This is a genomic window from Streptomyces sp. NPDC052109 (assembly GCF_040680195.1).
Taxonomy (GTDB): Bacteria; Actinomycetota; Actinomycetes; order Streptomycetales; family Streptomycetaceae; genus Streptomyces.
The window spans coordinates 253,758-277,982 of the sequence record NZ_JBFAWF010000007.1 but is presented as its reverse complement, the minus strand read 5'-3'; the positions used below and the strand labels follow the sequence as shown (position 1 = coordinate 277,982).

General features: G+C 72.3%; 19 protein-coding genes and 1 pseudogene. 14 read left to right on the top strand and 6 right to left on the bottom strand.

Annotated elements, in window-relative coordinates:
- Positions 1–7 precede the first annotated feature (7 nt).
- Positions 8–226: a DUF6191 domain-containing protein gene (locus AB0L59_RS17720; protein WP_365584135.1), complete on the top strand. Its 219-nt coding sequence runs from the start codon at positions 8–10 to the stop codon at positions 224–226.
- A gap of 15 nt (positions 227–241) precedes the next feature.
- Here AB0L59_RS17720 and AB0L59_RS17715 read toward each other — a convergent pair whose 3' ends face one another.
- Together AB0L59_RS17715 and AB0L59_RS17710 are read right to left on the bottom strand one after the other, a co-directional pair.
- The gene (locus AB0L59_RS17715) at positions 242–1,405 is read right to left on the bottom strand and encodes a PQQ-dependent sugar dehydrogenase (protein ID WP_365584373.1); all 1,164 of its coding nucleotides are present in this window, start codon (positions 1,403–1,405) and stop codon (positions 242–244) included.
- Positions 1,406–1,578: 173 nt separating this feature from the next.
- Positions 1,579–2,577: an aldo/keto reductase gene (locus AB0L59_RS17710; RefSeq protein WP_365584132.1), complete on the bottom strand. Its 999-nt coding sequence runs from the start codon at positions 2,575–2,577 to the stop codon at positions 1,579–1,581.
- Between the two features lie 76 nt (positions 2,578–2,653).
- On the opposite strand from AB0L59_RS17710, the gene AB0L59_RS17705 reads away from it, so the two are divergent.
- The 6 genes from AB0L59_RS17705 to serA all read left to right on the top strand — a co-directional run bounded on the left by AB0L59_RS17705 (position 2,654) and on the right by serA (position 12,627).
- Complete coding sequence (locus tag AB0L59_RS17705) at positions 2,654–3,607, top strand: 2-hydroxyacid dehydrogenase (RefSeq protein ID WP_365584129.1); 954 nt, start codon at positions 2,654–2,656, stop codon at positions 3,605–3,607.
- A 386-nt stretch (positions 3,608–3,993) separates the two neighbouring features.
- The gene (locus AB0L59_RS17700; RefSeq protein ID WP_365584128.1) at positions 3,994–7,023 is read left to right on the top strand and encodes an EAL domain-containing protein; all 3,030 of its coding nucleotides are present in this window, start codon (positions 3,994–3,996) and stop codon (positions 7,021–7,023) included.
- 242 nt (positions 7,024–7,265) lie between these two features.
- Complete coding sequence (locus AB0L59_RS17695) at positions 7,266–9,113, top strand: acetolactate synthase large subunit (RefSeq protein WP_365584126.1); 1,848 nt, start codon at positions 7,266–7,268, stop codon at positions 9,111–9,113.
- Positions 9,114–9,133: 20 nt separating this feature from the next.
- Complete coding sequence (gene ilvN, locus AB0L59_RS17690; protein WP_018544678.1) at positions 9,134–9,658, top strand: acetolactate synthase small subunit; 525 nt, start codon at positions 9,134–9,136, stop codon at positions 9,656–9,658.
- A gap of 131 nt (positions 9,659–9,789) precedes the next feature.
- Positions 9,790–10,788 carry a ketol-acid reductoisomerase gene (gene ilvC / locus AB0L59_RS17685; RefSeq protein WP_365584124.1) on the top strand — a complete coding sequence of 333 codons (999 nt, stop codon included), beginning with the start codon at positions 9,790–9,792 and terminating at the stop codon, positions 10,786–10,788.
- A 249-nt stretch (positions 10,789–11,037) separates the two neighbouring features.
- A complete protein-coding gene (gene serA, locus AB0L59_RS17680; RefSeq protein WP_365584122.1) occupies positions 11,038–12,627 on the top strand; it encodes a phosphoglycerate dehydrogenase in 1,590 nt (529 codons plus the stop codon).
- Positions 12,628–12,690: 63 nt separating this feature from the next.
- Here the strand turns inward: serA and AB0L59_RS17675 are convergent, their stop codons facing one another.
- The gene (locus tag AB0L59_RS17675) at positions 12,691–14,229 is read right to left on the bottom strand and encodes an MFS transporter (RefSeq protein ID WP_365584119.1); all 1,539 of its coding nucleotides are present in this window, start codon (positions 14,227–14,229) and stop codon (positions 12,691–12,693) included.
- Positions 14,230–14,326: 97 nt separating this feature from the next.
- Here AB0L59_RS17675 and AB0L59_RS17670 point away from each other — a divergent pair, with 97 nt between their 5' ends.
- Positions 14,327–14,914, top strand: coding sequence for a TetR/AcrR family transcriptional regulator (locus AB0L59_RS17670; RefSeq protein ID WP_365584116.1), 588 nt, complete (start codon positions 14,327–14,329; stop codon positions 14,912–14,914).
- 240 nt (positions 14,915–15,154) lie between these two features.
- Here the strand turns inward: AB0L59_RS17670 and AB0L59_RS17665 are convergent, their stop codons facing one another.
- Complete coding sequence (locus tag AB0L59_RS17665; RefSeq protein ID WP_365584113.1) at positions 15,155–15,496, bottom strand: hypothetical protein; 342 nt, start codon at positions 15,494–15,496, stop codon at positions 15,155–15,157.
- 481 nt (positions 15,497–15,977) lie between these two features.
- Between AB0L59_RS17665 and AB0L59_RS17660 the strand changes: the two genes are divergently transcribed.
- Positions 15,978–16,391 (top strand): hypothetical protein, encoded by a 414-nt coding sequence (locus AB0L59_RS17660; protein WP_365584111.1) that lies wholly within the window; start codon positions 15,978–15,980, stop codon positions 16,389–16,391.
- A 37-nt stretch (positions 16,392–16,428) separates the two neighbouring features.
- Here AB0L59_RS17660 and AB0L59_RS17655 read toward each other — a convergent pair whose 3' ends face one another.
- On the bottom strand, positions 16,429–17,790 hold the full coding sequence (locus AB0L59_RS17655) for an MFS transporter (RefSeq protein WP_365584108.1): 1,362 nt from the start codon (positions 17,788–17,790) through the stop codon (positions 16,429–16,431).
- 46 nt (positions 17,791–17,836) lie between these two features.
- On the opposite strand from AB0L59_RS17655, the gene AB0L59_RS17650 reads away from it, so the two are divergent.
- On the top strand, positions 17,837–19,246 hold the full coding sequence (locus AB0L59_RS17650; protein WP_365584106.1) for a PLP-dependent aminotransferase family protein: 1,410 nt from the start codon (positions 17,837–17,839) through the stop codon (positions 19,244–19,246).
- Positions 19,247–19,291: 45 nt separating this feature from the next.
- A pseudogene (locus AB0L59_RS17645) lies at positions 19,292–19,654 on the top strand (FAD-dependent monooxygenase); the annotation flags it as partial.
- 85 nt (positions 19,655–19,739) lie between these two features.
- Here the strand turns inward: AB0L59_RS17645 and AB0L59_RS17640 are convergent.
- Positions 19,740–21,041 carry a helix-turn-helix domain-containing protein gene (locus AB0L59_RS17640; protein WP_365584103.1) on the bottom strand — a complete coding sequence of 434 codons (1,302 nt, stop codon included), beginning with the start codon at positions 21,039–21,041 and terminating at the stop codon, positions 19,740–19,742.
- A gap of 164 nt (positions 21,042–21,205) precedes the next feature.
- Here AB0L59_RS17640 and AB0L59_RS17635 point away from each other — a divergent pair, with 164 nt between their 5' ends.
- The 3 genes from AB0L59_RS17635 to AB0L59_RS17625 all read left to right on the top strand — a co-directional run bounded on the left by AB0L59_RS17635 (position 21,206) and on the right by AB0L59_RS17625 (position 24,201).
- Positions 21,206–22,132 carry a proline dehydrogenase family protein gene (locus AB0L59_RS17635; RefSeq protein WP_365584101.1) on the top strand — a complete coding sequence of 309 codons (927 nt, stop codon included), beginning with the start codon at positions 21,206–21,208 and terminating at the stop codon, positions 22,130–22,132.
- A 39-nt stretch (positions 22,133–22,171) separates the two neighbouring features.
- On the top strand, positions 22,172–23,803 hold the full coding sequence (gene pruA, locus AB0L59_RS17630) for an L-glutamate gamma-semialdehyde dehydrogenase (RefSeq protein ID WP_365584098.1): 1,632 nt from the start codon (positions 22,172–22,174) through the stop codon (positions 23,801–23,803).
- A gap of 101 nt (positions 23,804–23,904) precedes the next feature.
- Positions 23,905–24,201 carry an alpha/beta fold hydrolase gene (locus tag AB0L59_RS17625; protein WP_365584096.1) on the top strand — a complete coding sequence of 99 codons (297 nt, stop codon included), beginning with the start codon at positions 23,905–23,907 and terminating at the stop codon, positions 24,199–24,201.
- The last annotated feature ends 24 nt before the right edge of the window (positions 24,202–24,225 follow it).

Below are 24,225 nucleotides of genomic sequence, written 5' to 3'. Positions count from 1 at the left end.
GAGGGACGTGTTCGACGCCTTCGAGGAACTGTTCGCGCCCGGTCGCAAACACACCAGGGAGGAACAGAACCGCCTGGAACTGACCCGCGAGGACGTCGGTGACAACGACCCCGGCCGGGGGCCGATAGACCTGGCGTCCGGGAAGGCGGTGATACGCCTTCCCGGACCACCGCCCGCCGAGGCGGGGCCGGGGCAGCGGCCGGACGAGGGCGGCGAGGAGGGGTGAGCGGTCCGGCGGCCGCTACCTCACTTCCAGCTCCAGCACCCGGTCGTCCCCCTTCTCCGGCCGGCCCCGGCCGTCGGTGTTGCTCGTCACCAGCCACACCTTGTCGCCGCCCGCCGCGACCACCGTGCGCAGCCGGCCGTACCGGCCGGTGAGGAAGGCCTGGGGCGCCGCCGAGGCCTCGGTGCCCTTGAGCGGGATCCGCCACAGGCGCCGGCCCCTCAGGCCGGCCATCCAGATCACGCCCTTCACCCAGGCGATGCCGCTGGGGGAGGCGACGTCGGGGTGCCACTGGGCGATCGGGTTCTGGAAGGCGGCGTCGGAGGACCTGCCCTCGGCCCGCGGCCAGCCGTAGTTCCCGCCGGGCTTGATCGCGTTGAGCTCGTCCCAGGTGTCCTGGCCGAACTCCGAGGCGAACAGGCGCTGCCGGTCGTCCCAGGCCAGGCCCTCGACGTTGCGGTGGCCGTACGAGTACACGGGGGAGCCGGGGAAGGGATTGCCCGGAGCCGGCTCGCCCTCCGGGGTCAGCCGCAGGATCTTTCCGCCCAGCGACTTCTTGTCCTGGGCCAGTCCCCGCTCACCGCTCTCGCCGGTGCCCGCGTACAGCATGCCGTCCGGGCCGAACGCGATCCGGCCGCCGTTGTGGATGACGCCCTTCGGTATGCCCTTGAACACCGTGTCCGGCGCGCCCAGTTGCTCACCGGCCGGCTTGTGCTCGTCGTAGAGCACGCGGACGATGCGGTTGTCCGAGGCGGAGGTGAAGTAGGCGTAGATCATGTGGTCCGAGGCGTAGCCGGGAGAGAGGGCGATGCCCAGCAGACCGCCCTCGCCGGCCGGGAGGACCCCGGAGACCTTGCCCAGCACGGTCTTGCGGCCCGTCTTCCCGTCGATCCGGACGATCGTGCCGTCGTCGCGGGAGGAGACCAGCAGACCCCCGCCGGGCAGCGGCGCCAGCCCCCACGGTGTCTTCAGGCCCTCGGCCACGGTGCGCAGCACCGTCACCGATCCCCTGGCAGGCGGGGCCGGCTCGGTGGCCCGGCCGGCGGGGGCCGTGCCCGGCGCCGCCCCCGTGGACGTCCCGATGCCGCTCGGGGATCCGCCTCCCTCGGCGGAGCAGCCGGCCGTCAGCAGGAGGGCGGCCGCGGCCAACACGGCCGACACAGCTCGTCGTTGCACGATCATGATCCCTTCGAAGCGGCGATCCACCGGCATGTGCTACTTCTCCCCACACCGCCCGTCCCGCCCGGGTTCCCGATCCGCCGGAACCGACCCGGAAACCCCTCGGTCCCGCCGTCCCGGGCCGTCGGTCCGGTGCCGCTCCGCCGTCGGTCGGACCGTCCGGACGCCGCGCGACGTCAGTCCCACGACCCCTGCGCCGCCGGCAGCCCGGCCACCTCCGCCAGGTCCTGCTCGGTCAGCCGCAGGCCGGCCGCCGCAGCGTTCTCCACGGCCCAGCGTTGCCGCTTCGTGCCCGGGAGGGCGACGACATGGCGGCCCTGGGCCAGGACCCAGGCCAGCGCCACCTGGGCCGGGGTGACGTGCTCTCCGTGGCGGCGCGCGATCCGGCGCAGGCCCGCGACGATCGGTTGGTTGGCCGCCATCATCTCCGCCGTGAAGCGGGGGTGGCGGGCCCGGACGTCGTCCGGTTCGAAGCCTTCGCCCGGAGTCTGCGTGCCGGTCAGGAAGCCGTTGCCCAGCGGCATCGCCGCGAGGAAACCCACGCCCCGCGCCGCGCACCACGGCAGCAGCGCCCGCTGTGCCTCCGGCGACCACACCGACAGCTCGGCCTCCACCGCGGCCACCGGGAACACCTGCTGCACCCGCTGCAGCTGGCGCAGGGTCCCGTCGTGCAGTCCGGCCCCGGATCGGCGGCCGCCGCGCGCCCCCACCGCGCACAGGCCCAGCGCCCGCACCTTGCCGGCCTGCACCAGCTCCGCCATCGCGCCCCAGGTCTCCTCGACGGGGACCTCGGGGTCGGCGCGGTGCAGTTGGTAGAGGTCGATCACATCCGTCTGCAGGCGCCGCAGCGACGCGTCGCAGGCCCGCCTCACGTACCCGGGACGGCCGTTGGCCACGATGTGCTGCTCGCCCACCAGAAGCCCCACCTTCGTGGACACGAAGGCGTCCGCGCGCCGTTCCTTCAGCACCCGGCCCAGCAGCAGCTCGTTGGTGAAGGGGCCGTACATGTCCGCCGTGTCCAGGAGGTCGGAGCCCAGGTCCAGCGCCCGGTGCACGGTCCTGAGCGACTCGTCGCCCCGCTGCCGCGACCCGCTGTACGCCCAGCTCATCGGCATGCACCCGAGTCCGACGGCCCCCACCGCGAGCGCCCCCGCGCCGATCGTCCTGCGCTCCACCTGCTCGTGAACCTCCCTCTGCCCGGCCCCCAACCTAACCTCTGCACGCGCGCGTACCTGACATAGCCTCCATGCCATGAGTACTGATGTGTGGCTTCCCGTAGCGCCGGAAGAGATCGAAGGGCTGCCCGAGGGGCCCCGGTACCTGTTCTGGGACGGGGGCGAGGACGGTGACCAGCCCTTTCCCGGCGACCCGGCGGACTGCGTCGTGTACGTGGTGCCGTACATGAAGCCCCTGCCGGTGCGGGTGCGTCCGCTGGAGCAGCTGACCGGCGTTCAGGTCATCCAGACCCTCACGGCCGGCGTCGACGACGTCACGGCGCGGCTGTCCGACATCAGGCCGGGCGTGCGGCTGTGCAACGCGCGCGGGGTGCACGAGGCGAGCACGGCCGAGCTCGCGCTCACCCTGACCCTCGCCTCCCTGCGCGGTGTCCCCGGGTTCGTCCGCGCCCAGCAGCAGGAGCGCTGGCAGAGCGCGTTCCATCCCGCCCTCGCCGACAAGTCCGTCCTCATCGTCGGCTACGGCTCCATCGGCGCCGCCATCGAAGACCGGCTCGCGCCCTTCGAGGTTGCGCGGGTGGCGCGCGTCGCGCGCTCTGAGCGCACCACGGCGCGCGGTCCGGTGCACCCGCTCACCGAATTGCCCTCTCTGCTTCCGCACGCGGATGTCGTGATCCTCTCCACGCCTTTGACGGAGCAGACGCGGGGCCTGGTGGACGCCGAATTCCTGGCGCGGATGAGGGACGGGGCGCTGCTCGTGAACGTGGCGCGCGGGCCCGTGGTGGACACCAAGGCGCTGCTCGCGGAGCTGGAGAGCGGCCGGCTCGCCGCGGCCCTGGACGTCACCGATCCCGAGCCGCTGCCGCCCGGACACCCGCTCTGGCAGGCCCCCGGCGTGCTCATCAGCCCCCATGTGGGCGGGCCGAGCTCGGCCTTCCTGCCGCGCGCGAAGCGGCTGCTGGTCGACCAGCTGACCCGGTTCGTGAACCAGGAGCCCCTGCGCAACGTGATCCTGACGACGGGGGCGTGACCCTCCCCCGGCACCCTCCGCAACCCCCCGGACGCGGCGCGTATCCCCACCCCCGCCGCTCGTCACGGAGCGTAGAGAAGCTATGTCCCTGAGTGACGATCCTGGTGTATCGTCCCGACAGGGGCTGCGCCGCCGACCCGTTCGGCGCCGGGGATGGACATTTCAGATTTGTGAGGGGGGCGACGGGCGATGCACGGCCTATGGACGAACGATCCGACGCGGCGGAGCCGCCGACGGCGACCCTGGCGCACGGCCGCGCGCAGACGCGGCCACCACACCAGCCACCACAACCACCACCAGCGCAGGCACAGCGGCCGCAGGAGGCATGCACACCCAGCGCACCGGGACCGTCGGGACCCGGGAGCGACGCAGTCCGGGAGGCCCCGGTGAGTGCGCCGCCCTCGGTGACGACCGCCCTCGACGGAGCGGTGCGCGCACCGCATCCGCAGCAGGTGCCGCCGCCCCGTCGGCGGGCCGCCGGAGAGGGCACCCGCACGATGGAGCAACTCGTCCTCGCCCTGGTCTGCGCGGCCTACGCCGTCGGAGCCGCGTTCGACTGGGGTGCGAACGAAGTGGCGCTGTTCATGGGGGACTTCGGGCTGAGCGCCGCGGCGGGCGCCGCCGCCGTCTCCTGTTTCCTGTACGCCCGCAGTCCCTGCGTCCGCTTCCGCTCCGCATGGCTGCTGTTCGCCCTCTCCTCGGCGATGGCGGCACTCGGCAACGCGGTCTGGGGGTGGTACGAGGTGGTCCTCGGACGGCCCGTGCCCAGCCCCTCCTACGCCGACCTGTTCTTCCTGTGCTTCGCGCCACCCGCCATCGTGGGCCTGCTCGTGCTCGCCAAACGTCCCGTGACCAAGGCCGGCTGGATCTGTCTGGCGCTGGACGCCTGGCTGATCGGCGGCTCGCTGCTGACCCTGTCGTGGAGTCTCGCGCTCGCCCAGGCGGCCCGGTTCGACGGACCGAGCGTGGCGCACACCGCGCTGTCGCTGGCGTACCCGCTGCTCGACATCGCGCTCGTCAGCATGGTGCTCGCGCTGCACTTCCGCCGCACTCCGGGCAACCGCACCGCGGTGAACACGGCGATCGGCGCGCTCGCGCTCACCGTGATGTGCGACGCGCTGTTCACCTCGCCGCTGCTGCACAGCAGCTACCGGTCCGGCCAGCTGCTGGACGCCGGCTGGTTCGCCGGTTCGCTGCTGCTCGCCTACGCCCCCTGGGCCGCACCCCGGCGCAAGGGCGCGCAGGAGGCGCACGTACCCGACGGGCACACGCGCGTGGTCCACGAGCACCTGCCCGGACAGCGCGGCGCGAGCCATCACCACGTGCCCGTACCCGCCCCCGCGGGTGAGCACAGCCGGTACCCGGCCGGCCGGCCGCTCACCGGCTCCCTCGCCGCCCTCACCCCGTACCTCGCCGCCGCCGTGTGCACCCTGGGCATCCTGTACAACGTCCTCAACGGCCGCCGACCCGACCACGTCGTGCTGATCACCGCGGGCGCCGTCGTGCTCGCGCTCGTCATCCGCCAGGGCATCATGCTGCTGGACAACATCACCCTCACCCAGGAGCTGGCGCAGAAGGAGAACCACTTCCGCTCCCTGGTGCAGGGCTCCAGCGACGTGATCATGATCGCCGCGCCCAACGGCGTCCTGCGGTACGTCTCCCCGGCCGCCGCCGGGGTCTACGGCCGGCCCGCCGAGGACCTGGTGGGCAGCGAACTGGCCGGCCTCATCCACCCGGAGGACCTGGGCTGCGTGGTGCACGAGGTGCGCCGTTTCCTCGCCGCCAGCCCCCTGGAGGAACCCACCACCCGCATCGAGTGCCGCTTCCGCTCCGGCGGCGGCGGTTGGCTCAACGTGGAGTCGACCGTCAACCGTCACCACGGCGGCCTGATCTTCAACAGCCGGGACGTGACCGAGCGGGTGCGCCTGCAGGCGCAGCTGCAGCACAACGCCGAGCACGACCCGCTGACCGACCTGCCCAACCGCGCGCTGTTCACCCGGCGCGTGCAGCAGGCCCTCTCCGGCCGCCGCGCCACCGACCGGGGCGCCGCCCTGCTGGGCACGGCCGTGCTCTTCATCGACCTGGACGGCTTCAAGGCCGTCAACGACACGATCGGGCACCAGGCCGGGGACGAGCTGCTCGTCCAGGCCGCCCGCAGACTCCAGGACGCGGTCCGGCAGTCGGACACCGCGTCCCGGCTGGGCGGCGACGAGTTCGCGGCCCTGATCGTCGGGGACGGCACGCGCGACCGTGCCGCCCGGGAGCGGAACATCCTGGAGCTCGCCGACCGCCTCAGGGTGACCCTCTCCCAGCCGTACGCCATCGACGGCAGCGACGTCCGGGTCAACGCCTCCATCGGCGTCGCCTTCGCCGATCCGGGCCTCGGTGCGGGCGAGCTGCTGCGCAACGCCGACCTAGCCATGTACCGCGCGAAGGCGGCGGGCAAGGGCCGCGTCGAGCTGTACAAGCCGCAGATGCAGCAGGACGTCGTACGCAAGGCGGAGCTGGCCACCCGGCTGCGTGCCGCCCTGCACGACGGCGAGTTCGCGCTGCTGCACCAGCCGGTGGTGTCCCTGGACGGCGGCCGGATCACGGCGGTGTCGGCGCAGGCGCGCTGGCGCTCCTCGCAGGGGGTGCTGTTCACCCCGGCCGAGTTCCTGCGGATGGCCGAGGACGGCGACAAGACCGCCGAGCTGGACCGCTGGATCCTGCAGGAGGCCGTCCAGCAGGCCGCCGAGCGGGCCGCGACCGGGACCGTCGTGCCGGTGGCGGTGCGAATCGGCGCTCGTCGACTTCTGGACCGCTCGATGCCGCTCGGCCCGGTGGAGGCGCTGCTGACCCGGCACGGGCTGCCGCCCGGCGGGCTGGTCCTGGAGCTGTCCGACACCGATCCGCGGATCTCCCTGGACGAGCTGGAGCGGCGGCTGACCGCCCTGAGCCGGCTCGGGGTGCGCATCGCGCTGGACGGCTTCGGCAGCGGCTACGCGGCCATCACGGCGCTCAGACGGCTCCCCGTGGACATCCTGAAGCTCGACCGCACCCTGGTCGAGGGCGTCGTGGAGTCCGCGCGGCTGCACAAGATCACCAGCGGTCTGCTGCGGATCGCCGGCGATCTCGGGCTGCAGTCCGTGGCCGAGGGCGTGGACCTGCCGGAGCAGGTCGTCGCGCTGCGCGCGATGGGCTGCACGCACGGGCAGGGCATGGCGTTCGCGGGGGCGCTGGACGAGTACCGGCTGCGCCGGGCCCTCGGATCCGGCCACTACCCGGTGCCGCACGCCCCCGCCGAACCGGCGTTCGCGGGGAGTGTGAGCGAGTCCCAGGGGCGCTCAGGGGTGTACACAGGGGGTGTTACGGCTGTCTTCGGAGGCGGCGGTGCCCTTCGTTCACATTCTGAGACTCCCGTCCCACCTACTTGACACGTGGTGCGCGTCGGGGGGAGGGTCAGTGCCATGCGCACCCGAATTCTCGTACTTGGACAGCGCGTCGGCTGAGCTGGGACCCACCGGAGGAGATCCGGAATCCCCAGCGACCTCACCGGCGCGCTCCCCTCGCTTGCCTTGCGGCACGAGGGGTTTTTTGTTGCACGAGCGCCTTTCGTGCAGCGCTCGAACTCCGTACAAACCTCGCAAAAACCCTCAGCATCGAGAAGAGAATGCCGATGACCGAGCAGGCCACCGGGGCCCATCCGCAGCCGCGGCCCCGATCCGGAGGACAGCAGTCCGCCCCCGTCGAGCACGTCACGGGTGCGCAGTCCCTCATCCGCTCCCTCGAGGAGGTCGGCGCTGACACGGTATTCGGCATTCCCGGCGGCGCGATCCTGCCGGCGTACGACCCCCTGATGGACTCCACCCGGGTGCGCCACGTCCTCGTCCGGCACGAGCAGGGCGCCGGCCACGCGGCCACCGGCTACGCGCAGGCCACCGGCAAGGTCGGCGTCTGCATGGCGACGAGCGGCCCCGGTGCGACGAACCTGGTCACGCCGATCGCCGACGCGCACATGGACTCGGTGCCGCTGGTCGCGATCACCGGCCAGGTGGCCTCCAAGGCGATCGGCACGGACGCCTTCCAGGAGGCGGACATCGTCGGCATCACCATGCCGGTCACCAAGCACAACTTCCTGGTCACCAAGGCCGAGGACATCCCGCGGGTCATCGCGCAGGCGTTCCACATCGCCTCCACCGGCCGCCCGGGTCCGGTCCTGGTCGACATCGCCAAGGACGCGCTGCAGGCCAGGACGACCTTCACCTGGCCGCCCACCATGGACCTGCCGGGCTACCGCCCGGTGACCAAGCCGCACGCCAAGCAGATCCGCGAGGCGGCCAAGCTGATCACCTCCGCCAGGCGTCCCGTCCTCTACGTCGGCGGCGGCGTCATCAAGGCCGGGGCCACCGCCGAGCTGAAGGTCCTCGCCGAACTCACCGGAGCGCCCGTCACCACCACCCTGATGGCGCTCGGCGCGTTCCCCGACAGCCACCCGCTGCACGTGGGAATGCCGGGCATGCACGGTGCGGTCACCGCCGTCACCGCGCTGCAGAAGGCCGACCTGATCGTCGCCCTCGGAGCCCGTTTCGACGACCGAGTCACCGGCAAGCTGGACAGCTTCGCCCCGTACGCCAAGATCGTCCACGCCGACATCGACCCGGCCGAGATCGGCAAGAACCGCGCCGCCGACGTCCCGATCGTCGGCGACGCCCGCGAGGTCATCGCCGACCTGGTCCAGGCCGTGCAGAAGGAGCACAGCGAGGGTCACAAGGGCGACTACACCGCCTGGTGGAGCGACCTCAACCGCTGGCGCGAGACCTACCCGCTCGGCTACGACCTGCCGGACGACGGCTCGCTCTCCCCGCAGCAGGTCATCGAGCGCGTCGGTCAACTCGCGCCCGAGGGCACGATCTTCGCGGCGGGCGTCGGCCAGCACCAGATGTGGTCCGCGCACTTCATCCAGTACGAGAAGCCGGCCACCTGGCTGAACTCCGGCGGCGCCGGGACGATGGGCTACGCGGTCCCGGCCGCGATGGGCGCCAAGGCCGGCCGGCCGGACCGCACGGTCTGGGCGATCGACGGCGACGGCTGCTTCCAGATGACCAATCAGGAGCTCACCACCTGTGCCCTGAACAACATCCCGATCAAGGTCGCCATCATCAACAACGGCGCCCTCGGGATGGTCCGCCAGTGGCAGACCCTGTTCTACAACCAGCGCTACTCCAACACCGTGCTGCACAGCGGCCCGGACGACATCAACCCGGAGGCGAAGGGCACGCGCGTGCCGGACTTCGTGAAGCTCTCCGAGGCGATGGGCTGCGTGGGCCTGCGCTGCGAGCGCCCGGAGGACCTGGACAAGGTCATCGAAGAGGCGAACTCCATCAACGACCGCCCGGTCGTCGTCGACTTCATCGTCCACGAGGACGCGATGGTGTGGCCGATGGTCGCCGCCGGCACCTCCAACGACGAGATCATGGCCGCCCGGGACGTCCGCCCCGACTTCGGCGACAGCGAAGACGACTGAGCGAGGAAGAGCAGAGAAACATGTCCAAGCACACGCTCTCCGTCCTGGTGGAGAACACTCCGGGCATCCTGGCCCGGATCGCCGCCCTCTTCTCGCGGCGCGGCTTCAACATCGACTCCCTCGCGGTCGGTGTCACCGAGCACCCCGACATCTCCCGCATCACCATCGTGGTGGGCGTCGAGGACCTGCCGCTGGAACAGGTGACCAAGCAGCTCAACAAGCTCGTCAACGTGCTGAAGATCGTCGAGCTGGAGCCCGGCCAGGCCGTGCAGCGCGAACTCGTCCTGGTGAAGGTCCGCGCCGACAACGAGACCCGCTCCCAGATCGTGGAGATCGTCCAGCTCTTCCGGGCCAAGACCGTCGACGTCTCTCCCGAGGCCGTGACCATCGAGGCCACCGGATCCGGCGAGAAGCTGTCCGCCATGCTCAAGATGCTGGAGCCGTTCGGCATCAAGGAGCTGGTGCAGTCCGGCACGATCGCGATCGGCCGTGGCGCCCGTTCGATCACCGACCGTTCGCTGCGCGCTCTCGACCGATCCGCGTAAAGCTGAAGTGCGGCTGAATCCGGGCGGTCGGCGACACACCGTCCGCCCGGATGCCGAGACCCCGAGACTTCCCTTCCCCTCACCGGCATACGGTGGGACGCACAACCTGCACACCAAGGAGAGAACCCAAAGTGGCCGAGCTGTTCTACGACGCTGACGCCGACCTGTCCATCATCCAGGGCCGCAAGGTCGCGGTCATCGGCTACGGCAGCCAGGGCCACGCCCACGCGCTGTCGCTGCGCGACTCCGGTGTCGACGTCCGCGTCGGTCTGCACGAGGGCTCCAAGTCCAAGGCCAAGGCCGAGGAGCAGGGCCTGCGCGTGGTGACGCCGGCGGAGGCCGCCGCCGAGGCCGACGTCATCATGATCCTGGTCCCGGACCCGATCCAGGCCCAGGTCTACGAGGAGTCCATCGCCCCGAACCTGAAGGACGGCGACGCGCTGTTCTTCGGCCACGGCTTCAACATCCGCTTCGGCTTCATCAAGCCCCCGGCCGGCGTGGACGTCTGCATGGTCGCCCCGAAGGGCCCGGGCCACCTGGTCCGCCGCCAGTACGAGGAGGGCCGCGGCGTTCCGTGCATCGTCGCCGTCGAGCAGGACGCCTCCGGCAACGCCTTCGCGCTCGCGCTGTCCTACGCCAAGGGCATCGGCGGCACCCGCGCCGGCGTCATCAAGACGACCTTCACCGAGGAGACCGAGACCGACCTGTTCGGTGAGCAGGCCGTCCTCTGCGGTGGCACCGCCGCGCTGGTCAAGGCGGGCTTCGAGACCCTGACCGAGGCCGGTTACCAGCCGGAGATCGCCTACTTCGAGTGCCTGCACGAGCTGAAGCTGATCGTGGACCTCATGTACGAGGGCGGCCTGGAGAAGATGCGCTGGTCCATCTCCGAGACCGCCGAGTGGGGCGACTACGTCACCGGCCCGCGCATCATCACCGACGCCACCAAGGCCGAGATGAAGAAGGTCCTCGCCGAGATCCAGGACGGCTCCTTCGCCCAGAACTGGATGGACGAGTACCACGGCGGCCTGAAGAAGTACAACGAGTACAAGAAGCAGGACTCCGAGCACCTGCTGGAGACCACCGGCAAGCAGCTCCGCAAGCTGATGAGCTGGGTGAACGAGGAGGCGTAAGCCTCACGTCAGGGGGTCGGGGCAGGCTGCTCCGGCCCCCGTCGTCCATTTCGCGGGAAGCCTCCATACAAAATGGAGTTTCCCGTCCGGGTGATCCTTCCGCGGAGGCGCATGACGCCCTCCGTCTCGCCACTAGACTGCTGCACAACACGCGTCAGGCCCACAGCGTCGTGCGTCTTCCGCGGCTAGCCCCCTCCACCGCCTGCGGCCGTCGGGACGGCCGTCCGCATTGGACTTGTGAGGACTCACGTGAGCTCGAAACCCGTCGTACTCATCGCTGAAGAGCTGTCGCCCGCGACCGTCGACGCGCTCGGCCCGGACTTCGAGATCCGGCACACCAACGGAGCCGACCGAGCAGAACTGCTCCCCGCCATCGCCGACGTCGACGCGATCCTGATCCGCTCCGCCACCAAGGTCGACGCCGAGGCCATCGCCGCGGCCAGGAAGCTCAAGGTCGTCGCGCGCGCCGGCGTCGGCCTGGACAACGTCGACGTCTCCGCCGCCACCAAGGCCGGCGTGATGGTCGTCAACGCCCCGACCTCCAACATCGTGACCGCCGCCGAGCTGGCCTGCGGTCTGATCCTCGCCTCAGCCCGCAACATCCCGCAGGCCAACGCCGCGCTGAAGAACGGCGAGTGGAAGCGCAGCAAGTACACGGGTGTCGAGCTGGCCGAGAAGACCCTCGGCGTCGTCGGCCTCGGCCGCATCGGCGCCCTGGTCGCCCAGCGCATGTCCGCCTTCGGCATGAAGGTCGTCGCCTACGACCCCTACGTCCAGCCCGCCCGGGCCGCGCAGATGGGCGTCAAGGTGCTGTCCCTGGACGAGCTGCTGGAGGTCTCCGACTTCATCACCGTCCACCTGCCCAAGACCCCCGAGACCCTCGGCCTCATCGGCGACGAGGCGCTGCGCAAGGTGAAGCCGAGCGTGCGCATCGTCAACGCCGCGCGCGGCGGCATCGTGGACGAGGCGGCGCTGTACGCGGCGCTGAAGGAGGGCCGGGTCGCCGGCGCCGGCCTCGACGTGTACGCCAAGGAGCCGTGCACCGACTCGCCGCTGTTCGAGCTGGACCAGGTCGTGTGCACCCCGCACCTCGGCGCCTCCACGGACGAGGCCCAGGAGAAGGCGGGCATCGCGGTCGCCAAGTCGGTGCGCCTCGCGCTCGCCGGCGAGCTGGTGCCGGACGCGGTGAACGTCCAGGGCGGTGTCATCGCCGAGGACGTCAAGCCCGGTCTGCCGCTCGCCGAGCGCCTCGGCCGGATCTTCACCGCACTCGCCGGCGAGGTCGCGCACCGCCTCGACGTCGAGGTCTACGGCGAGATCACCCAGCACGACGTGAAGGTGCTGGAGCTGTCCGCGCTCAAGGGCGTCTTCGAGGACGTCGTCGACGAGACCGTGTCGTACGTCAACGCGCCGCTGTTCGCGCAGGAGCGTGGCGTCGAGGTCCGGCTGACCACCAGCTCCGAGTCGGCCGAGCACCGCAACGTCGTCACCGTGCGCGGCACGCTCGCGGACGGCGAGGAGGTGTCGGTCTCCGGCACGCTGGCCGGTCCGAAGCACGTCCAGAAGATCGTCGCGGTCGGCGACTACGACGTCGACCTCGCGCTCGCCGATCACATGGTCGTCCTGCGCTACGAGGACCGTCCCGGTGTCGTCGGCACCGTCGGCCGCATCCTCGGCGAGGCGGGCATCAACATCGCCGGCATGCAGGTCGCTCGCGCGGCGCAGGGCGGCGAGGCGCTGGCGGTGCTGACCGTCGACGACACGGTGACCGCCGGCGTGCTGGCCGAGGTGGCCGCCGAGATCGGGGCGACGTCCGCCCGCTCGGTGAACCTGGTCTGAGAACATCCGGGAACGCCGGACGGGCCGACGAAAGTCGGCCCGTCCGGCGTTCTTCGTGCTGCCCTACTTCTCGTCCGTGACCTCGATCTTCCGCAGGCTCACCGCCGCGCCCACCGCCGCCAGGGCGACCAGTGCCGCCCCGGCGATCGCGGCGCCCTGGAACCCGCTGGTGAAAGCCTCCCGGGCCGTGGCGAGGAGGGACTCACCGGCCGGGCCGGGCAGGTGCGCGGCCGTGGCGAGGGCGTCGCCCAGGGTCTCGCGGGCCGCGGCGGGAGCGTCGGCCGGCATCTCGTGGCGGTAGATCGCCGTGCCGATGGAGCCGAGAACGGCCATGCCGAGCGCGCCGCCGAACTCGGTGCCGGTCTCCAGCAGAGAGGAGGCCGTGCCCGCCCGCTCCACCGGAGCGCTGCTCATGGCCAGGTCGACCAGCTGGGACGTGATCGCGACCATCCCGCAGGCCAGGACACCGGCCCCGGCCAGGGCCAGCCACAGCGAGTCGGTGCCGACGAGGGCGAGCATCGAGAATCCGGCCGCCATGGCCGCGAAGCCGCCGGCGACCACATAGCCGCGGTTCGCGCCGCGCTGGACGAGCTGGGCGGTGACCGGACCGGCGAGGCCGATGAACACCGAGGGAAGCAGGCTCCACAGGGCCGCCGCCAGCGGGCCCTTGCCGAGGACCGACTGCAGGTACTGAGTGGTGAAGATGGCCGAGCCCAGCATGGCGAGGGCGGCGACGAGGTTCAGGACCAGTGCCGGGGCGAAGCCGCGGCCCTTCAGCAGGGCCGGCGGGATGAACGGGGAGGCGCTGGTGCGCTGGCGGTGGACGAAGAGGGCCGCGAAGAGCAGGCCGACCGCGATCGAGACGACGTACAGCGGGTGCCAGCCCTCAGACGGGATCTCCTTCAGACCGTAGATCACGGGGAACACGGCGGCCATCGACAGCGGGACGCTCACCCAGTCGAAGCGGCCCGGGTCCGGGTCCTTCGACTCCGGCAGCAGCACCGGGCCGAGGAGCAGGAGCAGGACCATCGCGGGCAGGTTGACCAGGAAGACCGAGCCCCACCAGAAGTGCTCGACCAGGAGCCCGCTCATCACCGAGCCGAGCGCGATGCCGCCGGTCATCACGCCGGACCACAGGCCGATCGCCTTCGTCCGCTGGCCGGGGTCGGTGAACATCGTGCGCACCAGCGCCATCGTGGACGGCATCAGGGTCGCGCCGCCGATACCGAGGACCGCGCGGGCCGCGATCAGGGTCTCGGCGCTGCCCGCGTATGCCGCGAGGAGCGAGGCGCCGCCGAAGGCCGCGGCACCCATCAGGAGCAGCTTGCGGCGGCCGATGCGGTCGCCGAGCGAGCCCATCGTCATCAGCAGGCCGGCCAGGACGAAGCCGTAGACGTCGAAGATCCACAGCTGCTGGGTGCCGCTCGGGTGCAGGTCTGCGCTGATCGCGGGGGTCGCGAAGTACAGGACGGAGACGTCCATGGAGACCAGCAGCAGCGGCAGCATCAGCACGCCGAGAGCGGTCCACTCGCGTCGCCCCGCGCGGGCGGGGCCGGTGCTTCCGGCGCCGACGGAGGCGGTCGTGCTCGTCGAGTTCGTCATGCCAGTGACTGTACGGGCGTATTAAACGTCTGTCTAGAACGCATGTATAATTCATCCGTCTAGGACGTTCGTATGGATCGGCGGTAGGCTGGCCGGCATGGGACACCGTGAGGATCTGCTCGAAGGCGCCAAGCGCTGCCTGCTGGAGAAGGGGTTCGCGCGTACGACGGCGCGTGACATCGTCAAGGCCTCTGGCACCAACCTGGCCTCGATCGGCTACCACTACGGCTCGAAGGACGCGCTGCTGGCGCAGGCGTACATCGGACTGGTGGAGAACATGTCGGACTCCTTCGACGGAAGCGACGGGTCCCGGATCGAGGGTGCGCCCGGTTCGCTGGAGCGCTTCCGCTGGGTGTGGTCGAACATCGTCGCCACCATGCGGGAGCCGGGCTCCGTCTGGCGGCTCAGCATGGAGGTCATGACCATCGAACTGCCCGAGGTGCGCGAGCACCTGGGGCGTGCGCAGCGGGAGGGCGCGCGTGGTCTCGTGGCCCTCCTGCAGGGCGTGCCGGAGGAGGAGATCTCCGACGAGACGGCGGACACCCTCGGCCGCTTCTACATGACGCTGATGACCGGGCTCATCGCCCAGTGGTCGTTCGATCCCGGCAACGCTCCGGACGGCGACGCGCTCACCGAGGGGCTCCGGCAGATCGTCGAGGCGGCCAAGGTCGTCAGAACGGGCTGACCGAGCGGTTCCCTGGAGCATCGTCCAGCCCACGCGGAGGCGGCGGGCCGAGGTCTGTGTGGTTCACCCGAAGCGGCCGGGGGTGTGATCGGCGAGTATCTGCTCGCCCCGCAGCCCGCGTTCGGAGAGGCACGACTGATGAAGAAGAGACGCGGCAACTCGCCGTGGGAGAGCCCCTGTTCATCGCCGCCACACTCGCCCTGACGGCCCCCGGCGCCGCGTACGCGAACACCGCCGCGGTCACCGTGCGGACCCCCGGCGCCACGGCCGGCCCGGCCGCCACCTTCTCCGAGCCGAGTCGTCGAAGGTGGGGAAGCTCGCGATCGACTTGAGGCTGCCGATGCTCGCGGGCGTGCTGCGGGCGCCGCCGCCGAGCAGCCGGGTGCCCGCGGGGCAGGTCGCGGTGACCAGGCCGACCGTGGCGCTGCTGGTCGGACCGGCGAGCTTGTTCATCACCACCTGGGTGTGGTTGATGACGCCGCTGGTGAGGCAGAGGGCGTACGGGGTGCTGGAGAAGGAGGAGTTGACCGCTCCCCCGCTGCCGCCGATGCCGAGCCAGTGGGTGACGCCGGTGCCGACCACGCCGGTGGAGCCGGTGTACTCGGTGCTGCCGTCGGGGCTGGGTGAGGTGCCGTTGACGTGGTTGCCGTGCGGCCGACGGCGAGACCGACCCCGACTCCTGGAGCGCGGTCGGCTGGAACGGCGGTGGCGGCGACAGCGGCAACACCACCTACGCCTACGCCGTCTGTTCCGGCTCCGGCGTCGACGTCGGCGGTGCGACCGTCAAGGTGCGCTTCGGCGACGTCAGCGGGCCCACCTCAGCCACCAGCGGGCAGACCGCGACCGTCGGCTGCGGCGGCGGTGACGGCACGCTCGTCGGCGGTGGCGCCGCGATCAGCGGGGGCGGCGTCACCACCACCGACTTCACCGGGCCGGGCAGCGGCGGCGACCACCTCGTCGGCAGCTACCCCAGCGGCTCCGGCGGCACCCCCGTCGCGGACGGCACCACCACGGCCGCGTACTGGACCGCCGTCGGCCACACCGGCGGCGCCGAAAGGTCACTGTGCGGCCCGGCGGATCGCTCGCCGTCTCGGAGGCCCGGATCACCGGCACCCTCACCGCCGGCGGAGCCCTCGCCCTCGCCGTGTGCGGATCGACGCTCACCGGTCCCGTCGGCGTCAGCCGCGCCGGCGGCTGCCTGAGTATCGGCGGCGACCCGGCGACCTGCCCGGGCAACACCGTCCGGGGCCCGCTGACCCTGACCGCCGGAACCGGCGGCCTCCGCGCCGACGGCAACGCGGTGACCGGGCCCGTGCGGATCACCGGCAACAGCGGCAGCGGCCTGCCGCCCGGCGAGGCCACACCCGCCTTTCAGGGCAACCGGGTCGAGGGACCGCTGTCCTGCGACGGCAACGAACCGGAGCTGCGGCAGGGCGGCACCACCGTGAGCGGGCCCCGGTCCGGACAGTGCGCGTGACTCGCCGACGCCGCCGGGGACTTGGCCCCGGCGGCGGTCAGCGGGGTTCCTCGGTGTGCAGGGGAACCCGGCGGTTTTCCGGGCGCCGGCCCTCCTGCGCCCGACGGTCGCGCACCGCCGGTCCCCACGCGCCCAGCATCAGCACAGCTGTGAGCGCGAACCCCCACGCGTACCCCGTGTGCGCCGTGAGGAGGCCGTAGCCCGCGGCCCCCACGCCCATGCCCCCGTCGTAGGCGAGGTTCCACAGCGCGGTGACCGTGCCGTACGACGGGCGGGAGACGCGGCTGTACAGCAGGGCGAGGGTGGCGTTCTGGGTGACGCCGAACCCGGTGCCGAAGACCGCCGCACCCGCCAGTACGGCCACCGGCCGCGAGGTCGCCGCCATGGCCGACAGCCCGGCCGCCGACGCCAGCAGCCCCGGCGCGACCAGCCGCGAGGAGCCCCGGCGGTCGCCGTACCGCCCCGCCGCCCAGCGCGCCGCGGTCGCGGCGGCGCTCTGCACCAGCAGCGCCACCGTCACGACACCGGCCGACGCCCGCGGCACCGCCAGCGGCAGAAACGTGACCAGGATCCCGGCGGCGAGCGCGGTGGCGGCGAACACCACCGTGGGGCGCCGCAGCCCCGCGTCACGCATGGCCGCCACCATGCCGAGGGCACGCCCCTCGCTGCCGGGGTCCTGCGCTCCGCCGCCGAGGGCCCGTGTCCCGCCGTCGGTGGCCCGGTCGCGGTCACCGGTCGCGGTCGCCGGGTCTCCGGACATCTCCTCGCGGACCCCGGTCACCTCCCACGCACCGGCGGGCTGTCCCGCACCGCCACCGGACACCCCCTGCTCCCGGAGCCCCGGCACGGTCGGGATCGTCGCCAGGGCCGCCAGGCCCGCGGCCACGGTGACCGGGGTGTAGCCGATGGTGCCGGTCAGCCAGACGCCCAGGGGCAGGGCGACCAGTGAGGGCACGCCTCCGGCCACGCCGACGAGGGCCAGGCCCTCGGCCCTGCGCTCCGGTGGGATCAGGGCCGCGGTCAGGGCGCCACCGGCGACGAGCGTGAGGGCGAAGCCCAGACCGCGTGCCAGGCACATCGCCGCCGTCCAGGCCGGGGCGCCGGAGACCGGCAGCGCGAGCGCGGGCGCGCCCAGCAGGAACAGGCCGGCCGCCAGCGGGCCCCGGTTGCCGTACCGGGCGAGGATCCGGGGGCCGGACAGTTCGCCGAGCACCGTGGACAGCATCAGCGCCCCCGTCGCGAGGCCCGCCCCGCCCGGGCCGGCGTGCGCGGGCACCGCCGACAGCAGCAGGAAGAAGCTCACCGACGCGCCCACCATGCTCACGAACCGCAGCAGCAGAGCGCGGTTCAGCAGGGGCGGTCGAGGAGCGGAAGGGGCCGACGGCCGTGGGGAGTCCATGCCTCGACGCTAGGGAGCCACCGGCCCCCCGGTAAGCTCCAATTCCATGGCTGTGCAGTGGGCCGGTCTGTCCCCCGAACTGCTGCTGACCGTCGACCGCAGCAGCGGCGAACTGCTGCGCGCCCAGCTGGAACGCCAGCTGCGGGACGCGATCCGCACCGGACGGCTGCGAGCCGGCGAACGCCTCCCCTCCTCCCGCGAACTGGCCCGCTCGCTCGGCCTGTCCCGCGGCCTGGTCCAGGACTGCTACGCCCAGTTGCAGGCCGAGGGCTACCTGGTCACCCGCGTCGGCTCGGCCACCCGCGTGGCCCCCTGCGCGCCCACCGCCCCGGCCGGGCCGCCGGCGGAGCGGACCCCCGAAGCCCCGCGGCTGATCGCCGACTTCCGGCACGGCGTGCCCGACCTGGCCTCCTTTCCGCGCGCCGACTGGCTGTGGGCGGTCCGGGAGGCGGCTCACCGGATGCCGACCGCCGACCTCGGCTACGGCGACCCGCGCGGCAGCCGGGACCTGCGCACGGTCCTCGCCGCCTATCTGCGCCGCATCCGCGCGGCCGCCGCCGACCCGGACCACACCCTCGTCTGCTCCGGCTACGCCCAGGGGCTCGCCCTCACCCTCCAGGCCCTGGCGAGCGCCGGTGTCCGGGCCGTCGCCCACGAGGATCCCGGCAGCCCCGCCACCGCGACCGGGTCGATCCGCGGGGCGGGCCTCACCCCGGTGCCCGTCCCGGTCGACGCGCACGGCATCGACGTGGCGGCCCTGGAGGGGACCGGCGCCCGCGCGGTGATCGTCACCCCCGCCCACCAGTGGCCCACCGGGGTCCTCCTCGCCCCCGAACGCCGGCACGCGCTGCTCGCCTGGGCGCGGCGAACGGGCGCGTACGTCATCGAGGACGACTACGACGCCGAGTTCCGCTACGACAGGGAGCCGGTCGGCGCGCTCCAGGGCCTCGCGGCCGACCGTGTCGTGTCGATCGGCACGGTCAGCAAGTCCCTGGCCCCCGCCCTGCGCATCGGCTGGCTGCTCAGCCCGCCCGCGCTCACGGCACAGCTCACCGAGCTGAAACGGATCGCCGACCGAGGCACCCCCACGCTCGACCAGCTGGCCCTCGCCCTGCTGATCGAGTCCGGCCGGCACGACCGCCATCTGCGCCGGATGCGCACCCTGTACGCGGCCCGCTGCAAGGCGCTGCGCGCGGCCCTCGCCGAGCACGCCCCGGCGCTACGGCTGACCGGTCTCGCGGCCGGATTCCACGCCGTGGTCCACCTGCCGGAGGGGGCGGACGAACAGGCGGTGATCGTCGGGGCGCGCGCCCGTCGCGTCGGTCTCTACGGCATGAGCGCGTTGCGCGCCTCACGCGCCACGGAGCCGCCCCAACTCGTCCTCGGTTTCGGCGATGTGGCGGAGCGGGCGATCTCGCAGGGGATCGCGGCGGTGGGCGAGGTGCTGCAGCGGTGACGTGCTGATCGTCCTTAGGGGTCCCACGGCGGCGGTGCGTGGCCGGCCGGGCTCACCGCTCGAGCGCTGCCGGCACGCCGGGGCGTGCGGGCCCTGTTGGCGGAGAAGCACCGGGAGCCGTCACCGTTCCCCCGGTCCCGTCTGGTCAACGTCCGCACGACGGAGATACTTCGCCTTGTTCACCGCGGACCCCGCGGCCGGGACGCAGGACGGCGCCGTACCCGTGCCGCTGCGCATCGAACCCCTGCCCGGCGAGCACACCGGGCCGTACGGCCTCGGCCCGCACGGCGCCCCGCTGGTCCGGCCCGGCGGCCACATCGCCGCCCGCACCGACCGCCCCGGCCCCCCGAAGCCCCCGGCGGCCACATCGCCGCCCGCACCGACCGCCCCGGCCCCCCGAAGCCCTGAGCACCCTCACCGGCCGCCCCTGACACCGGGCACGGCTCCCACCTCGCCCGCTCCGGCGCGCGGACCGGAGGGTCGTCGGGGCCCGCTACAACCGTGCCCGCTTCAGCGCCATGTGCAGCAGCAGCCGGTCCTCGCCGTCGTCCAGGTCCAGCCCCGTCAGTTTCTCGACCCGGGACAGGCGGTAGTAGAGGGTCTGCCGGTGGATGCCCAGCTCGGCGGCCGTGCGGCCGGCCTGGCCCGCGCAGTCCAGGTAGACCTCGGCGGTGTGGGCCAGTTCGCGCTGGGCGGGGGTGAGGAGCGCGCCGACCACGGGGTCGTGCGCGGCCTGCGACGGCAGCGCGGTCAGCAGCCGGTACGGTCCGATGCCCGCCCATTGCGCCACCGGTCCGAGCCGCGGCTCGGCCAGCGCGGCGCGCGCGGCGGCGGAGGCCTCCTGCCAGACCGTGCCCAGTTCGGCGAGGCCGGTGCGGGGATCGCCGACCCCGGCGGCGCATCCGGCGCCCGAGGCGGCGGCCCGGGCCGCTCCGGCGAGGCCCGCGGCGGCCGCCGCCGCCACCCGGGCCCCGGCCCCGCGTGCCGCGCCTCCCCGGGCGCCGCGCACCCCCTCGGCCTCCTTCAGCAGCCGCGCGGCCGCCGCCAGTGCGGGCGTGTCGACCTCCGTGGTCCGCAGCCGTATCAGCAGCGCGAGGCTCTGTCCCGACGCGCCCCACGCAAGCGTGCACAGCGCCGCGGCGTGGGGGATCGTACGGGCGGCGGGGGCGTCGTCCGGGTCGGCCGACGGCCAGGGGGCGACGCACACCAGGGTGAGGGGGCCGTCGGCGCGGGGACCGAGGGCGGTGCGCAGCTCGGCCACCGCCATGTCCCGCTGCCAGCCGCGTTCGGCGGTGAGCACCGCGCGCAGCTCCCGGCTCAGCCCGGCCCCGGCCTCCGCCTCGTCCGCGAGCAGCGCGCCGATCCGGCCGGCCACCTCCATCGCGGCGGCGAGCTGCGCGTCCGTCGGCCCGGGGTCGCCGTCCAGCAACCAGACGTAGCCGAGGACGACACCCCGATGGCGTACCGGCAGACAGATCCGGCCGCGGTAGACCCCCGCCTCCGGGCTCGGAGGGATCCGGACCGGGCCGGTCGCGCGGGTGATGCCGAAGCCCTCGAACCACGAGCGGACCGTGGCCGTGGAGCGCCGGGTCAGGATCGAGCGGGTGCGCACCGGGTCCAGCGCCGAGGGATCCAGCTCCTCGTCGCTGTCGTACGCGCCGAAGGCGATCAGCTCGAAGTCGCGGTTCTCCAGGGTCGCCGGGACGCCCAGCAGCTCCGAGATCTCGTCGACCAGCTCCTGGTAGTCGCCCTTGAAAGCCTTGAAATCCGCCGCCACTCGGGCATTCTCTCTCATTTTCCGGATGCCTTCATACATCTGTCTGAGATCCAGTGCACGGATGCGTGACAGCTGTCGATGGCCCACGATCGGAGAGATCCTTAGGTTTCACGGTGGTTCTCCGTGCCGTACCCGAATCGTTGGGTGATGGCCGATTTGGTGCTTGTCTGTGGAGGTGCCCCGTGCTGGGTCCCGTGATTCTCGCCGCGTCGCGCAGCGACCGGATGCGACGCCTGATCTCGGCGGCCCCGGTGACCAAGCAGGTCGTCGACCGCTTCATCCCCGGCGAGACCGTCGACGACATCGTGCCGATCGTCAAGGACCTGACGGACAAGGGCCTGGAGCTGACGATGGACGTCGTCGGCGAGGACATCACCACCCCCGAGCAGGCCACCGCCGCCCGGGACGCGTACCTGAAGCTGATCGACCACCTCGAGGAGCTGCGGCTCGGCGCGAAGGTCGAGATGTCGGTCAAGCTGTCCATGTTCGGCCAGGCCCTCCCCGGCGGCCACGAGCTGGCGCTCGCCAACGTCCGCCCGGTCGTCGAGGCCGCCGCGGCCATCGGGACGACCGTGACGCTGGACGCCGAGGACCACACCACCCTCGACTCGATGTTCGCCATCCACGAGGAGCTGCGGAAGGACTTCCCGCAGACCGGCTGTGTCATCCAGGCCTACCTCTTCCGCACCGAGGCCGACGCCCGCCGCCTGGCCGCGTCCGGCAGCCGCGTCCGCCTCGTCAAGGGCGCCTACAAGGAGCCCGCCGAGGTCGCCTACCAGCAGAAGCACGAGATCGACAAGGCGTACGTCCGGGTCCTGCGGATCCTGATGGAGGGCGAGGGCTACCCGATGATCGGGTCGCACGACCCGCGTCTGATCGCCATCGCCCAGGAGCTGGCCCACAAGGCCGGCCGCAAGCTGGACGAGTACGAGTTCCAGATGCTGTACGGCATCCGCGGCGACGAGCACCTGCGGCTGGCCGCCGAGGGCCACCGCATGCGCGTCTACACCGCCTACGGCACCGACTGGTACGGCTACTTCATGCGGAGGCTGGCCGAGAAGCCGGCGAACCTCCGGTTCTTCCTCCGCAGCATGGTCAGCAAGGGCTGAGCCCGCAACACCCGCTCACGTACAAGGAGTTCGGATCTCATGGACGCTGTGACCCAGGTCCCCACCCCCGTCAACGAGCCGGTGCACGGCTACGCCCCCGGCTCGCCCGAGCGCGCCCGGCTGGAGGCCAAGCTCAAGGAGCTGGCCGAGAACCCGATCGAGCTGCCGATGACCATCGGCGGCGAGAAGCGGCTGGGCGGCGGCGAGCCGTTCGAGGTCGTGCAGCCGCACAACCACAAGGCCGTCATCGGCACCGGCCGCCACGCCACCCAGCAGGACGCCAAGGACGCCATCGACGCGGCCCTCGCCGCCGCGCCCGCCTGGCGCGCCATGTCCTTCGACGACCGCGCCGCGATCATTCTGCGCGCCGCCGAGCTGCTGTCCGGCCCGTGGCGCGAGACGATCGCCGCCTCCACCATGCTGGGCCAGTCCAAGACCGCCCAGCAGGCCGAGATCGACAGCCCCTGTGAGCTGGTCGACTTCTGGCGCTTCAACGTCCACTACGCCCGCCAGATCCTCGCCGAGCAGCCCCCGGCGAACTCCCCGGGTGTGTGGAACCGCATGGACCACCGCCCGCTGGAGGGCTTCGTCTACGCGATCACGCCGTTCAACTTCAGCGCGATCGCCGCGAACCTCCCCACCGCCCCCGCCCTGATGGGCAACGTGGTGGTCTGGAAGCCTTCCCCGACGCAGACCCACGCGGCCGTCCTCCTCATGCAGCTGCTGGAGGAGGCGGGTCTGCCCAAGGGCGTCATCAACCTCGTCACCGGCGACGGCATCGAGGTGTCCCAGGTCGCCCTGGAGCACCGGGACCTCGCGGGCATCCACTTCACCGGCTCCACCAAGACCTTCCAGTACCTGTGGAAGACGGTCGGCAACAACATCGAGAAGTACCGCTCCTACCCGCGTCTGGTCGGCGAGACCGGCGGCAAGGACTTCCTCGTCGCCCACCCGAGCGCCGACCGCGCGGTCCTGAAGACCGCCCTCACCCGGGGCGCCTTCGAGTACCAGGGCCAGAAGTGCAGCGCCACCTCCCGCGCCTACATCCCGGCCTCCATCTGGAACTCGGGCTTCAAGGAGGAGTTCGCGGCCGAGGTCGACTACCTCACCATGGGTGACGTCACCGACCTGTCGAACTTCATCGGCGCCGTGATCGACGACCGTGCCTTCGCCAAGAACAAGGCCGCCATCGACCGCGCCAAGCAGGACCCGGCCTGCACGATCGTCGCGGGCGGCACCTACGACGACTCGGTCGGCTACTTCGTCCGCCCGACCGTCGTCGAGTGCTCCGACCCGGAGAACGAGGTCTTCACCACCGAGTACTTCGGGCCCTTCCTCGCCGTGTACGTCTACGAGGACGACCAGTACGACGAGATGCTGACCCAGATGGAGTCGGTGGCCGACTACGCGCTGACCGGTTCGGTCATCGCGAACGACCGCGCCGCGGCCGCGTACACGATGGAGAAGCTGCGCTACGCGGCCGGCAACTTCTACATCAACGACAAGTCGACCGGCGCCGTCGTCGGCCAGCAGCCCTTCGGCGGCGGCCGCGCCTCCGGCACCAACGACAAGGCCGGCGCCCCGCAGAACCTGCTGCGCTGGACCCTGACCCGCGCCATCAAGGAGACGCTGGTCCCGCCGACCGACTACACCTACCCGCACATGGGCTGATCAGCCCCCATGAGCGACGGGCCGGGAAGCCTGACACCGAGCAGGCTTCCCGGCCCGTTTCCAATCCTGCGGCTCCCCTCGGGCACACCGGCTCCAAGACGGTGACGACAGACGACGTCGTACGGCTGTGGGCGGCCCGCTCCGGTGGCGCGGGCGACCCGCTGGTGCTGTGTCACGGCGGACCGGGCCTGTGGGACATGTTCGGCGACGTCGGCGAGCCGCTGACCGGTGTCACCCCGGTCGTGCGCTGGGACCAGCACGGCTGCGGCCGCTCCGAGCGCTGCGACGGCCCCTGGACGACCCGGCGTTCCGTGGCCGATCTCGACGCCGTACGCCGGCACTTCGGGCTCGGCAGGATGGCCCTGCTCGGCCACTCCTGGGGCGCGCGGCTCGCGTAGGGCTACGCGCCGGCCCACCCGGAC

Bases quoted from the DNA above. Each gene is read 5' to 3' on its own strand.
- AB0L59_RS17650 (WP_365584106.1), top strand. From the start codon at position 17,837: ATGGCTGTGCAGTGGGCCGGTCTGTCCCCCGAACTGCTGCTGACCGTC.
- AB0L59_RS17675 (WP_365584119.1), bottom strand. From the start codon at position 14,229: ATGACGAACTCGACGAGCACGACCGCCTCCGTCGGCGCCGGAAGCACC.
- AB0L59_RS17655 (WP_365584108.1), bottom strand. From the start codon at position 17,790: ATGGACTCCCCACGGCCGTCGGCCCCTTCCGCTCCTCGACCGCCCCTG.
- AB0L59_RS17640 (WP_365584103.1), bottom strand. From the start codon at position 21,041: ATGAGAGAGAATGCCCGAGTGGCGGCGGATTTCAAGGCTTTCAAGGGC.
- ilvN (WP_018544678.1), top strand. From the start codon at position 9,134: ATGTCCAAGCACACGCTCTCCGTCCTGGTGGAGAACACTCCGGGCATC.
- AB0L59_RS17670 (WP_365584116.1), top strand. From the start codon at position 14,327: ATGGGACACCGTGAGGATCTGCTCGAAGGCGCCAAGCGCTGCCTGCTG.
- AB0L59_RS17715 (WP_365584373.1), bottom strand. From the start codon at position 1,405: ATGATCGTGCAACGACGAGCTGTGTCGGCCGTGTTGGCCGCGGCCGCC.
- AB0L59_RS17695 (WP_365584126.1), top strand. From the start codon at position 7,266: ATGACCGAGCAGGCCACCGGGGCCCATCCGCAGCCGCGGCCCCGATCC.
- AB0L59_RS17705 (WP_365584129.1), top strand. From the start codon at position 2,654: ATGAGTACTGATGTGTGGCTTCCCGTAGCGCCGGAAGAGATCGAAGGG.
- pruA (WP_365584098.1), top strand. From the start codon at position 22,172: ATGGACGCTGTGACCCAGGTCCCCACCCCCGTCAACGAGCCGGTGCAC.